The organism is Paracoccus angustae (assembly GCF_042648745.1).
GTDB lineage: Bacteria > Pseudomonadota > Alphaproteobacteria > Rhodobacterales > Rhodobacteraceae > Paracoccus > Paracoccus angustae.
Genome location: NZ_JBHRXY010000006.1, coordinates 183,657 through 195,185, shown reverse-complemented (window position 1 = coordinate 195,185; position 11,529 = coordinate 183,657). Strand labels below are relative to the sequence as shown.

The 11,529-nt window shown below is 64.1% G+C and carries 15 protein-coding genes; 1 reads left to right on the top strand and 14 read right to left on the bottom strand.

What is annotated here, in order from left to right:
* Positions 1 to 19: 19 nt before the first annotated feature.
* The 12 genes from ACFOM8_RS10475 to ACFOM8_RS10420 form a co-directional block, all read right to left on the bottom strand.
* The gene (locus tag ACFOM8_RS10475) at positions 20 to 1,309 is read right to left on the bottom strand and encodes a phage portal protein (RefSeq protein WP_377761297.1); all 1,290 of its coding nucleotides are present in this window, start codon (positions 1,307 to 1,309) and stop codon (positions 20 to 22) included.
* On the bottom strand, positions 1,309 to 1,872 hold the full coding sequence (locus ACFOM8_RS10470) for a hypothetical protein (protein ID WP_377761296.1): 564 nt from the start codon (positions 1,870 to 1,872) through the stop codon (positions 1,309 to 1,311). Before ACFOM8_RS10470 ends, ACFOM8_RS10475 begins: the two co-directional genes overlap by 1 nt.
* A gap of 82 nt (positions 1,873 to 1,954) precedes the next feature.
* Positions 1,955 to 2,155 (bottom strand): hypothetical protein, encoded by a 201-nt coding sequence (locus tag ACFOM8_RS10465; RefSeq protein ID WP_377761295.1) that lies wholly within the window; start codon positions 2,153 to 2,155, stop codon positions 1,955 to 1,957.
* Positions 2,152 to 2,355 carry a hypothetical protein gene (locus ACFOM8_RS10460; protein WP_377761294.1) on the bottom strand — a complete coding sequence of 68 codons (204 nt, stop codon included), beginning with the start codon at positions 2,353 to 2,355 and terminating at the stop codon, positions 2,152 to 2,154. The genes ACFOM8_RS10465 and ACFOM8_RS10460 overlap by 4 nt, the downstream gene beginning before the upstream one ends.
* Entirely contained in the window at positions 2,352 to 2,804 is a 453-nt protein-coding gene (locus ACFOM8_RS10455) for a hypothetical protein (protein WP_377761293.1), read from the bottom strand. The genes ACFOM8_RS10460 and ACFOM8_RS10455 overlap by 4 nt, the downstream gene beginning before the upstream one ends.
* A 425-nt stretch (positions 2,805 to 3,229) precedes the next feature.
* Positions 3,230 to 4,999: a phage terminase large subunit family protein gene (locus tag ACFOM8_RS10450; protein ID WP_377761292.1), complete on the bottom strand. Its 1,770-nt coding sequence runs from the start codon at positions 4,997 to 4,999 to the stop codon at positions 3,230 to 3,232.
* Positions 4,992 to 5,450 carry a DNA packaging protein gene (locus ACFOM8_RS10445; protein WP_377761291.1) on the bottom strand — a complete coding sequence of 153 codons (459 nt, stop codon included), beginning with the start codon at positions 5,448 to 5,450 and terminating at the stop codon, positions 4,992 to 4,994. Before ACFOM8_RS10445 ends, ACFOM8_RS10450 begins: the two co-directional genes overlap by 8 nt.
* A 90-nt stretch (positions 5,451 to 5,540) precedes the next feature.
* Entirely contained in the window at positions 5,541 to 6,116 is a 576-nt protein-coding gene (locus ACFOM8_RS10440) for a hypothetical protein (RefSeq protein WP_377761290.1), read from the bottom strand.
* Positions 6,113 to 7,489 carry a helicase RepA family protein gene (locus tag ACFOM8_RS10435; protein WP_377761289.1) on the bottom strand — a complete coding sequence of 459 codons (1,377 nt, stop codon included), beginning with the start codon at positions 7,487 to 7,489 and terminating at the stop codon, positions 6,113 to 6,115. The genes ACFOM8_RS10440 and ACFOM8_RS10435 overlap by 4 nt, the downstream gene beginning before the upstream one ends.
* Entirely contained in the window at positions 7,489 to 7,704 is a 216-nt protein-coding gene (locus ACFOM8_RS10430) for a hypothetical protein (protein ID WP_377761288.1), read from the bottom strand. The genes ACFOM8_RS10435 and ACFOM8_RS10430 overlap by 1 nt, the downstream gene beginning before the upstream one ends.
* The gene (locus ACFOM8_RS10425; protein ID WP_377761287.1) at positions 7,701 to 8,087 is read right to left on the bottom strand and encodes a hypothetical protein; all 387 of its coding nucleotides are present in this window, start codon (positions 8,085 to 8,087) and stop codon (positions 7,701 to 7,703) included. The genes ACFOM8_RS10430 and ACFOM8_RS10425 overlap by 4 nt, the downstream gene beginning before the upstream one ends.
* Positions 8,088 to 8,262: 175 nt before the next feature.
* The gene (locus tag ACFOM8_RS10420; protein WP_377761286.1) at positions 8,263 to 8,715 is read right to left on the bottom strand and encodes an Hsp20 family protein; all 453 of its coding nucleotides are present in this window, start codon (positions 8,713 to 8,715) and stop codon (positions 8,263 to 8,265) included.
* Between the two features lie 414 nt (positions 8,716 to 9,129).
* On the opposite strand from ACFOM8_RS10420, the gene ACFOM8_RS10415 reads away from it, so the two are divergent.
* Positions 9,130 to 9,891 carry a DUF599 domain-containing protein gene (locus ACFOM8_RS10415; RefSeq protein WP_377761285.1) on the top strand — a complete coding sequence of 254 codons (762 nt, stop codon included), beginning with the start codon at positions 9,130 to 9,132 and terminating at the stop codon, positions 9,889 to 9,891.
* Here the strand turns inward: ACFOM8_RS10415 and ACFOM8_RS10410 are convergent.
* Positions 9,812 to 10,996: an MFS transporter gene (locus ACFOM8_RS10410; RefSeq protein ID WP_377761284.1), complete on the bottom strand. Its 1,185-nt coding sequence runs from the start codon at positions 10,994 to 10,996 to the stop codon at positions 9,812 to 9,814. The two genes, ACFOM8_RS10415 and ACFOM8_RS10410, sit on opposite strands and share 80 nt — an antisense overlap.
* 97 nt (positions 10,997 to 11,093) lie before the next feature.
* Positions 11,094 to 11,492 (bottom strand): hypothetical protein, encoded by a 399-nt coding sequence (locus tag ACFOM8_RS10405; protein ID WP_377761283.1) that lies wholly within the window; start codon positions 11,490 to 11,492, stop codon positions 11,094 to 11,096.
* Positions 11,493 to 11,529: the final 37 nt, after the last annotated feature.

Here is an 11,529-nt window from a genome sequence, read left to right as displayed (position 1 = left end):
AATGACCCAAAAACCATAATCAAAGGTGGGTCAGTTCTCGATGGAAAACCTGGGTCACTTCTGGGTGGAAATTAACAGTTAGCCCCATGGCAAGGTGCTTTTCGGTGGCCTCTGCGTCTTTCACCGGGTCCACCTGCTGCGGACGGGGGGCGATCCAGTCAGCTTCGATCACGGCATCCTGCCGACCGGCTGCGACTTCGATCGCCAGCCAGCGGCGCCAGATTGGCCGGAGAAGCTGAGGAACCAGGGTGTGATACTGGACCTGCTCCATACGCGCGCGGAAGGGCAGCAGCCCGGCCCGCAGCGAAGAATAGTTGGCACCGGACAGATCGCCTGTCAGCAGATGCTCGGGAATACCCAAGCCCGCAGCCATGGCGCGCAGGTTCAGCTTGGCGTGTTCGATCCCCTGTGCTGCCTGCTGTGGCGACGTGAACCGAATATCGGCCCCGCCGGGAAGGATGCGGATCGCACCAGGTTCCAGCGACAGATCGGCGGCGTCCATGTCATCGACCCCGCTCGGGTCTGCGGTGTTGACGATGAAGCCCGCAAACATGGCGGCGGTCTTGGCGCCGACAAGCAGGGCATCAGTCAACTGGTCCAGTTCCGAAGCGGTCAGGATGATCGGTGCCAGCCAGGACAGACCGCGCGTCTGGCCTGCGCCAATGGGATGAAGGACATGCAGCACGTCAGCAGCATCCACGCGAACCGCAGGGGCGTATTGCTCCCAACTGGCAGCAGGGCGTTCCGGTAGAATGTGATAGGCCACGCGGCGGCCGGTAGCGTCGTATTCGACACCGGAAACGATCACGCTGCCCCCGGCCCCGATGATCGTCTTGCTTTCGTCCAGATGTTCGGGCGGTAGAACCTGCAGGCGCAGGCCTTCGTCAGTGTCGCGCAGGATGATCAGCGCCTCACCATCAACGACAAGGTGACGGCTGATCAGGGCTTGCAGCCCCCAGAAGTCGGATTGCCCGTGCCAGTCCGCATCTGATGCCCAGGCGTCGAAGGCCCGCGTCAGGCTGCGGCGCACGGTCTTGTCGTCATGCAGGGGCGCAGGGCGCAAGCCCGATCCGACCAGGGCGGCAGTCATGTTGCCGACCGCGTTCCCGATCCACGGATTGTTGAGGGCGGCATAGCGGGCGCGCTGGCGCACGATAGACGCGGATGCTGTCTCTGCGGGTGCGCCCTGTGAAACACCCATGCCGACAGCCCGGCGCCCGCCCGTGGCCGCGTCCAGGGAACGGCGGCGGGGGGCGGGGGTCGTTTCGGCGCGGCGGAGGGGGTTGCCGTGAAGATCCAGCAGGGTCATCAGATTTTCCCCGCTTCCAGCAGGAAAATGCGGTTAATCACTTGAGCGATGCAAAAGTCGATCTCAACGCTGATCACCACGTCCGAGCGGATCCGTTCGCTGAAGTCGTTCACATCGTTCCAATATCCAAGGTGATATTCGGAGCCGTCATCAGTGAAAATTTGCGCGCGACGGAAGTTGCCGATTGTCTCAGGCGTCACCGGGATAAACCGAGACTCGGCATCCTCCAGAATGTCGAACGGCTCCCTCTCAAACCGCTCGACTGCACGGTTCATTATGTATTCCGCCATATCGCTGGCCTCCTTGGGGGGGACGCCGTAGAGCGTCACACGCGACATGAAGTCCAGTCCGACGACGCCCAAAGGGGTGTAGAGAAGGCGAGTCCCCTTCCCCTTCTTGCGATCATCCATCTCAATAATGCCGCGACTAACCCAGTTCTGCAGGGTCTTGGCCTTGAGAAGGGGCAGCATCCGCAAGACTTCGGCCTGCGTGAAGCGTGGTTCTTCGAGATCAAATGGCGCTTTCATAGGATGAAGCCTCACATGAGTTTCTTCCAAAGTCAAGAATGAAACTCACATGAGGTTTTGTTCATCCGCCAATGGCGGTTGGACGATGGTTCCCCCGACCGAAGCCGGGGGCTGATGGTCAGTCCAGCATGCCCACTTCGCGCCGAAGCGCCCAGGTTACACCCACAATGCCGTCACGCAGGGTTGCCTCGTGGCCTTCCATCGATGTTGTCGCCAGATCATCCACCAGAAGGAAAAGCGCGCTAACCAAGTTGCGGCATTCCGCCAACTGGCCGTCCAGCCGGATGATCTCGTCTTGCAGTTCCTTGGCAGTCCTCATGCTGCGTCTCCCTTCGGGAGGTTCACGCTATCCAGCGACGTGTTCAGATCCTCTGCCATTCCCCGCGCAACCAGGATCAGAGTTGACTGAGCTTCTGGCGCAATGCTCTGCACATTGAGTTCTTCCAGCGCCTGAAGGACACACTGAAGGCGCAGCGCCACTGCCTGTTGGTCAGCGATGTAGTCAGCCACGGTTTTCATGCTGCGCCCTCCAGCCGCAGGGCCTCGGTCAACTCGCCGCAGGCCCAGTCGATTGCCAATGACGGGATGCCGAACTGCCCCCCATCGGGCGCCTGCTTGTCGATGACGGTGGCGAAGTTGCGCATGATCCGCATAGCCTCGCGGATGCGCTGGACAGTCGGCCGTTCATCGGTGGCCGGCTCACCCCATGGCCGGTCATCGCGGCGGCGGGCGGCGAGGATCTCCATTGCCGCCTGCAACTGGATTTCACAGTTGGCGAAGAAAAGGCCGTCGAAATCCTCGGGCTTATCGCCCAAGGCGTCTTTCGCCAGATCAATGAAGTCGGACAGTTCGTTCCATCGCTGGACGGACAGCATGGCGCTTGCGCGGGGCTGTTTGCTGTTCTGATAGGTCATATTGGCTCTCACTGGTGAAGGGCTTTCCAAGGCCCTGCGCCGCGTGTCGGACACGGCAGCCGGGGGTTGGAAACTTGCCAGTGAGACAAGCCAGACGCTTTTAAGGCTTCCCTCTGGACATGACGTCTGCCCCCGGCCATAGTGAGGCCGAAGTTGAGACGCCCGCCAAGGCGATCTTCTTGTGAAGCGCGGCCCGCCAAGGCTTTGCTCCACGTCGCAAGTCGAAGCGCGCCAACGCTGACTTGCCTATCACTGGTCCGGGTTTCCACGCCCACGGATGAGGCTATACCTACATCGCAATTATGGTCAAGGTTAATCCCCGCAAGGTCAGACCCCGAATGGGGTCAGTCCAATTTTGGATTGACCCCTGTCACCGGCCAGTTAATCCGCACAGGGTGTCGGGGTTTTCCCACTCGCCGACTAACGGGGTTGCTTTGCAGGCGAAGGAGACTGCCTGGCGGGCGCAACCTGCCCTGTCTCTAACCTCCCAGCCAGCTGGACCGGATCACCGAACGCCGTGCCGCTGATCGGCCCGACCAGCCTGCTTTCAGATCCTCACGCCGCATCGCGAAGTTCACCTGCAACACCTGTCGGGCTGCGATAGCATAGACCGCGCAGTCCAGCGCCTCGGCACGGCGGCCAGGAATGCGCTCGAACCGGCGCTGCGGCTGGCCGCGAACATACCGCACGACCGCCCGCTCGGACGCCAATTGCTCGAACCATGCAGTTCCCAGGCTGCGAGAGAAGCGGATTGCCCCGCCGCGCGTGATGCGGTTCATCAACTGCGTCTTGATCCCGTCCACGCCGATCAGCCACAGGCGCCCGCCAGGGGTCTTGGAGCGGCTGGGTTCGATCATGGGCCTTGTGCCTGCCACACCCTTGCCTGCCAGCACCTTGCGGCCTGCACGCGGCGCACAGAAGGCCAGGACGGCAGCCATGGTCGCGCCGTCGCCTGCGTCCACAACCGTCGCCTCGGTGCCCAGCGATCCGCCCAGAGGGTGCGGCCATCGCATAGTCAGCAGATCGTCCAGTTCCGACCACAGGGCAGGATCATCATGGGCGCCCCAGACGATCTCATGGCCCAGGAATACCGGTGCCCCGTCCTCGCCCCAGCCGGTGAACGTGACCTCGATACGATCATGCTGCACGTCTGCCCCGGCTGTGATGACAAGGACATCCTCGGGCAAGGCGTCCAAGCCGATCTTTTCCGCCCGCGCTTCGATAGCCGCCTCGTCCAGTTCTTCACCATCCTCCCGCCACCCTTCGGCAAGGATCGTGTTGACGAAGGTTTGCAGCTGCGACGGATCGCCTTTCGCCCCGATAAATTCTTGTGCCAGGCGCCCCCAGCTTGCGTTCGTCAAGAGACTGACCAGCGCATTCAGCCGAAAGCCCGCATGGCCCTCGACCTCCGGCCGTGTTGCCCGCCACCGCCCAGCCGCGACCATCGCAGGCTTGTGGCGCTCATGGACGATGACGCCGCAGTGCGGGCACGCGAACGCAGCCTCTAAGGGCTGCCCTTCCGGCCATTGGATATGCTGCCACTGGATCTCGGTGAACTCGCCGCAGTCGGGACAGGGCACCTCGAACACCCGCGCGTCGGATTGCGCATAGGAACGCAGGACGTGGCTTGTGGCCTCGAAGACCGGCGTGCTGCCCAGAACGATCTTCCGATCCGCGAAGGACAGCGTGCGGCGCTCTGCCAGCCGGATCGGCGATCCTTCCGGGCCGACTTCCATCCCATCCGCCTCGTCGATCAGCAGGATGCGGACGTTGTGCCGGCGCAGGTTGCGCGGTGCCTTGGCCGCCACGACCTTGAGCGATCCGCCAGGGAAGCGGCGCGACAGCAGCGTGTTGCGATCCTCGCCAGCGGCAAGCAAGCCGTCCAGCGCAGGGGATGAGGCAAAGATAGGCTCAAGGTCGCTGACCATGTAGTCGCGTGCATCGGCTTCCGTAGGCAGCAACGCCAGGATCGGTGCAGGATCGTTCGCCACATAGGACGCCAGCGCACCGGACAGCAGCGTTGTGAAGCCGACGCGCACCGGCTTGACCAGCGTCACCCGCTCGATCAGCGGATCACCGATGGCGTCCGCTATATCACGCTGGAACGGCCAAAGTTCCACCCGCCCTGGCAGGCTGGACACACCCTCGGGAAGCCAGATGTTCGACTCGATCCAGTCAGACAGCCGCAGGCGCGGCGGCGGGACGAGGGCCGAAAGAGCATGAGCGCGGATAGGGGCAAGATCATTCATCGCGTGCAGCCTCCTCCAAAGCCCGACGCAATTCGTTGTCGATCCGCTCAACGTCATGCCCGGTCAGGTGTGGCAATGACTGACGGACACGGCTGGGAACGGACAGGACACGGGAACGGACACTCCGCAGAATGTCCGCCCATTCCCGCCTGACCGCCTGTGCCTCGACAAGTTCGCCGCGAAGGGTGGCATTGCGCAGTTCGCGTTCATCTGCCTGTTCCTTCGCCAGCCGCGCCCGTTCGCGGGTCAGGTCATAGGACGCTGCCTCCCCGCCTCGACCAGCCGCAACGGTGCGCAGATGCTCGACATAGGCCAGGACGCTGCCGAACAGGTCATATCGGCCTCGGGCCGTGCGAGTGACGATGTTGCGATCCACCAGTTCGCGGACTGTCCGCTCGTTCAACCCTAGCACCTCGCCAAGCTGCCGGGCGCTCACCTCACGCGCTTCCATTGGCACCGGATCCCCATTGGAATTTCAAAAACAGGCTAAAAAGTCGGGCAGCCCGCCACCCGCTAAGGGGGGCCAGGGGGAAGGACCCGCTCATGACACCGCGCCCTTCGTCTCGCGGGCCATCTGGATGGCGATCTCGCGGGGAAGCCTGTCAGCCTCTTGAAGGAACGCCCTGGCCGTCTCGCCCGTGACGATCTCTTCCGGCACGCTCGGCCCGAACTGCTTCTCGACGGGCAGCGAGAACACGGTTTTTCGTTGGAACACATGCCCGCCCAATACCGGCTGCCCGCTGTCCCATCGCCCTGCGTTGATGAACAGCCCGGGCATTCTTACGGCCTTCCCGCCCAACTTGACCTGCACTCCGGTCGCGCTCTGCGTTGCACCAAACGCCTTGAGCGGGATGGCCTTGCCCTGGCTGACGATCCTGTAGTTGAGGTGCTTGGCTGATGCGCGGTTGAACTCAAGCCCACCGTAATGCACGATCTCCTTCCAAGGCAGGCCCAACTGTTTCAGCAGCGCCGCCTTCACCGCCTTCCGTGCATCCTTGCCGACGACGTTGATCGCAGCCCTTGCGGCTTTCACGGTGATTTCGCCACGGGCCAGCTTGTCTGCCAGATCGGCAAATTCATCCAGACCGCCGCCCTTGATCTCCACTTTGGTATTCATCGCCACATCTCCGGGTCAAAGGCATCAGGATCGCGTTCCCGCAGGCTTTCGGCGGTTCGCTCTTTTTTCTCTTGGGAAAGTGAGCGGTTCTCAGGCTGGGTCAGCGTTACCGCGTTACCGCCCTTATAGGGGGCGGTAACGGTGGTAACGGCAGCATGACCGGCGTTCCCTGCGTTACTGGTAACGGTCGGTAACGGTGGTAACGCCTCATCATCAGGTGCAATTCGCCAGAGCCATCCATCTATGACGCGGACCATCTCTTTCTCTTGGAGACGGTTCTTGACGGTGAAGAAGGCCTTCCGTTTTGCGCTATCGCTTTCCCCGCTCGACAGGCTGTGGCGGTCGCAATACTCGCGCCAGCGTTCCAGGGACACGCAACGGCGATTGCGCGGATAGTTGTCGCTGGTCAGCTTTTCGCCATGGTCGCGGATACAGTCATCCAGGGCTTGCAGGGCTATCTTGTCAGTGCCGGTCAGCTTGACCTTGGCCTTGCTCTTCACAATCTCGGCCTGCTGGACGACGGCGGATGACACCTTGTCGCCATCGTCGTCAAAGCCAAGGAACACCGACTTCAAGCTGTAGGCGAACACGTTGTCACAAGGCATGTCCCGCTGCTTGCGGGTTTCCGCGATGATGATGCTGTCGTTGCGCGTCAGTTCGATTTCAGTGTCTGCCGCTGCCCGCAAGCTACCTGAGCCGCGCGCGCCCTTGGTGGCGTCCTTGCCGCTGTGGTGGATCACCATGACATGGGCGCCGGTTGCTTCCCGCAGATGGTCGATGCTGCGGACGAACTGGCCCATGTCCTTGGCGGTGTTTTCGTCCCCGTTGCCCATCGCGCGGGCCAGCGTGTCCACGACAATCAGGGACGGCGCGCGGGGCATAGTGCCGATAGCTTCGACAAGATACTGGCTGTCGTCGCTCGTGCAGAGGTCCAAGCCGGTCTTGAGAAGCAGGAAGCCGCCCAGGTCATCGACCCGGCTCATCAGAGCCGGATTGTCCCGTCGCATCGCCTCAATCCGGTTATGGATGCCGGTCCCGCCTTCGCTGGCGACATAGACCACAGGGCCAAGCCATTTCTCGCCAGTAGGGACGCGATGCTCATGCCAGTCCATCCCGGCAGCAACATGCAAAGCCAGATCCATGGCAAGGAAGGTCTTGCCTACATTGGACTCACTATAGACGACGCTGAACGCCCCCTGATCCAGCCAGCCTTTGACCAGATAGCGACACTTGAGGATCGGCTTGACCCTGCTCAGCGGTATCAAGGACGTAGCCAGGTCGCCTGCGCGGCCGGTCATCAAACTGGCGGGATTGCTGCCGTATTCCTCGCGGTGGCGCTTGTCGAAGGCGCCCATGACTTCGAATGCACCCATCACGCACGGCCCTCCTTGAAGGGACGCAGCATCCGGGCGGCAAGCTGTTTCCCGTAGGAGACTGCTTCCTGACGGTCAGGTGACGAATAGATCGCTGTCTTGAGGGGCTTCATGCCTTCAATAGGTGTGACCAGCACAATGGCCCAGATCGCGCCCCGCTTGGCGACAGTGTAGTAGGACACGGCTGCCGAGGGCAGTTTGGTGACGTTGCTCATGCTGCCGCCCCCTTCTGTTGAACGTAATCCAGAAAGCCGGACTGATCGGAAGGGGACAGGCGGTTATAGCAGGCCAGCGCATAGGCCTTTCGCTCGGCTGGACTGGCCCGGTCTGCCCAGAATGCGGCCTCGGCCATCAGGCTGTCGAAGGCGATAATCGGGAAGCCGGGACACAAGGCCTCATAAAACCGCTCAAGCAGTTCCAGCCGGTCAGACGGATCGCAGGCCAGCACGGCCTCCATCAAACCTCTTGCCGCCGACTCACGCTGAATGTTATGATCGACCCAAGACAGCCAGTCTTCGATATCAGCCCCGGTTGCGCCCGCCAGCGCGCCGGGGTTTTCGTTTTCCTGGTGAAGCGGATGCTCTGGCGGGTTCGTCACAGCCCGATTTTTGCCAAACCGTTCAATGGCCGAATTTTCGGGGTTCGTCAGGATAGAGCATTGGAAAGGCTTGCTTACGCCTTCCCCTCCGGGCCTACCAAACCCAACGCGAAATGCCCGCCGGGGTGAACCGACGGGCATCCGGGCTTCACGGAGCGGAAGCCGTCCGGGTGCCTCAGGCGTCCAGTTTCTCGACCTTCTGCGCGGACTTGGCGATCTCGATCCGGCGAGGCTTCAAGGCCTCGGGGATTTCGCGAACCAGGTCGATGTGCAGCATCCCGTCGACATGGCTGGCGCCATCGACGCGGACATGGTCGGCCAGGGTGAACTTGCGCTCGAACGCACGGGTGGCGATGCCGCGGTGCAGATAGGTGCGGCCGTCGTCTTCCTCGGCCTTGCGGGCCGAGACGATCACGGCGCCATCGCGGACCTCGACATTCAGATCGTCGGCGGCAAAGCCCGCCACGGCGATCGAGATGCGATAGGCGTTCTCGCCGGTCTTCTCGATGTTGTAGGGGGGATAGGTCGGCGCGGACACGTCCGCCGACAGGGCGCGGTCCATCACGTCGGCCAGCCGGTCGAAGCCGACCGAGGCACGATAAAGCGGGGTCAGGTCAAAGTTGCGCATGGTCACATCCTTCACAAGCGATGCAGTGGTGTGCCCCCCGGTCGCCGGGCGGGCAGTCTTGCCGACGCCAGTCTGGCCGCCGGTATCGGGAATCTAGGATCGCGCCGACTGCCTTCAAGAGGATGCTTGCGCATTTTCGAGCGCACCCGCCGCGGGCTGCGGCGGGCGGGCGGGCCTCGCGGGGCGGGCGGATCGCCGGTTCCGTCTCCGCAACGGCGACCTTGCCCGGTCATGTTCATCCGCAGGCCGCCCGGAACGCGCATCCTTCGTCTTTGTGAATGCGCGCGACTTGCTGGGACAGGTCATCGGGCATGGCGGGGGGCATCAAACCCTTTGGCCGGCGCGCTCCATCGCCGAGAGCGAAGGCGGCGAAGGGGGCTTTCAAGACGGACCGCAGCATCCTAAACCCGGGCCATGAACATCCAGCTTGCGCTTCCCGACCGCATTCCGCCCGCCGACCTCGCGGCGGTGGTGCTGCTGTTCGCCGCCTGGTTCGGGATCGGCTGGTTCACGGAACGCCCGCCCGCGGGAAAGCCCTCGGTTTCGGTGCTGATGATGATGTTCCGGCGCGAATGGATGGTGCATTTCATCACCCGCGATCCGCGCATCTTCGACGGCAACATCCTGGCCAGCCTGCGCGAGGGGACGGCCTTCTTCGCGTCCGCCTGCATGATCGCCACGGGCGGGATCCTGGCGCTGATCGGCAACACCGACCAGTTGCGCGGCCTGGCCGAGGGGCTGGCCCTGGAAGGCGCCGGCGGCGTTCCGTGGGAACTGAAGCTGCTGGTGCCGATGTTCTTCGTCGTCAACGCGTTTCTGAAGTTCGTCTGGTCGCACCGGCTGTTCGGATACTGCGCAATCATGATGGCCGCCGTGCCGAACGACCCCCAAGACGCCATGACCCGCGACCGCGCCATGCAGGCGGCGGATCTGAACATCACCGCCGCGCGCAGCTTCAACGCGGGGCTGCGCAGCGTCTACTTCGCGCTCGGCTCTCTGGGGTGGCTGGCGGGGCCATGGGCGCTGATGGCGGGCACCGCCGTGGTGCTGTTCGTGACCTGGCGGCGCGAGTTCGCCTCGACCTCGCGCCAGGTGATCATGCGCAGTCTGCCACCGCCCCGCTTGCCCGATCATGCCAGACTGCCAGGGTCAGGACCAAGGCCCCCGCAGCCGTAAGCGCGATGCCGACCACGCCGCTGGAAGCCCATCCCCACCCCGCCGTCAGCGCCAGCCCGGCCAGAAAGGGTCCAAGCGCGTTTGCCGCGTTGAAGGCCGCGTGGTTCATGGCGGCGGCCATGTTCTGCGCGCGTCCCGCGACATCCATCAGCCGGGTTTGCAGCGGGATCACCAGCCCCGCCCCCGCCGCCAGCAGAAACGAGGACAGCACCATCAGGGGCCAGTTGCCGACCGCCAGCGAGGCGAAGCCCTGCGTCGCGGCCATCGCGGCCAGGCTGACATAGGCCGCGCGGGTCTGGCCCACGCGTTCGGTCAGCCGCCCCGCGGCCCAGGTGCCCAGCGTGCCGCCGACGCCGAACACGCCAAGCGCCAAGGGGATCGCGTAGGAGGGCGCCTGCGTCGTGGCGATCATCGCGGCGGTGAGAAAGGCGTAAACGGCGAAAAAGCCGCCGAAGCCCACGGCGCCCACGGCCAGAAGCCACAGCACGCGCGGGTTGCGCAGGGCTTGCAGTTCGTCCCAGGGGCGCGCGTGGGGATTGCCGCCGACGCGCGGGGCCACCTTCAGGATCAGCCAGGCCGACAGCAGCGCGATAAAGCCCGGCAAGGCAAAGCCCCACCGCCAGCCGACGCTCTGGCCCAGCCAGCCCGCCAGCGGGACGCCCACGATGTTGGCGACGGTCAGGCCCATGATGACCTGCGCGGCGCCCCGCGCCCGATGCTCTCGCGGCAGGGCGTCGGCCGCGTAAAGCATCGCCACCCCCAGAAAGCCGCCATGCGGCAGGCCGGCCAGGAAGCGCATTGCGGTCAGCGTGGCCAGCCCCGGCAGGATCGCGGCGGCGATGTTCATCACGCCGTAAAAGGCCATCAGCGCCGCCAGATAGCGCCTGCGGGGCAGACGCGCCCCCAGGATCGACGTCAGCGGCGCGCCGATCACCACGCCCAGGGCATAGGCGCTGATGACATGACCCGCCTGCGGCTCCGAAATGCCGAGGTCGCCCGCGAAATAGGGCAAAAGCCCCATGGCCGCGAATTCCGACGTGCCGATGGCGAAGGCGCCAAGGGCCAATGCCGGGATGGCATAACGAAGATTGCCGTGTTCAGTCATGCGCGCGTTCCCGAGGGTGATCGCCCCAACATCTCGCTGCGGTGCAGCAATGACAAGACGCCTGCGACGTAAACCCGCCTTGCAGCGAATGCAACCGTCAGAGATGGCCCCGCCGCAACATGATCCAGACCACAACTGCCGAAAGAACCAGCAGGCCCAGCACGACAGAGGCCGCAAAGCCAAGCGCCCTGCCCTGCCAGCGCGACAGCTCGCCCAGGGGTTGCAGATGGGCGGTCAGCGCGCGGTGGGCGCGCGACAGCCGGGCAAGGTCCAGCTGGCGTGCGATCTTGGGCTGCGCGGACAGCTGGTCGGCCTGCGCCAGGGCGGCGGCCTGCCTGCGCAGTCGACGCGGCAAGGCCCCGCCCCGGCGGCGCAGCATCACATGCAGGGGCGGACGTTCGCCGCGCCGCGCGCCGCCGAACCGGGCTGCGAGGAGGCGCGACACCTCGTCTGCCATGTCGCGGATGTCGTCGGGACCGGTTGCGTGGCGTGTCATGGGCGGCAGTCTAGCCGCACTGGCAGCGCCGCGCCAG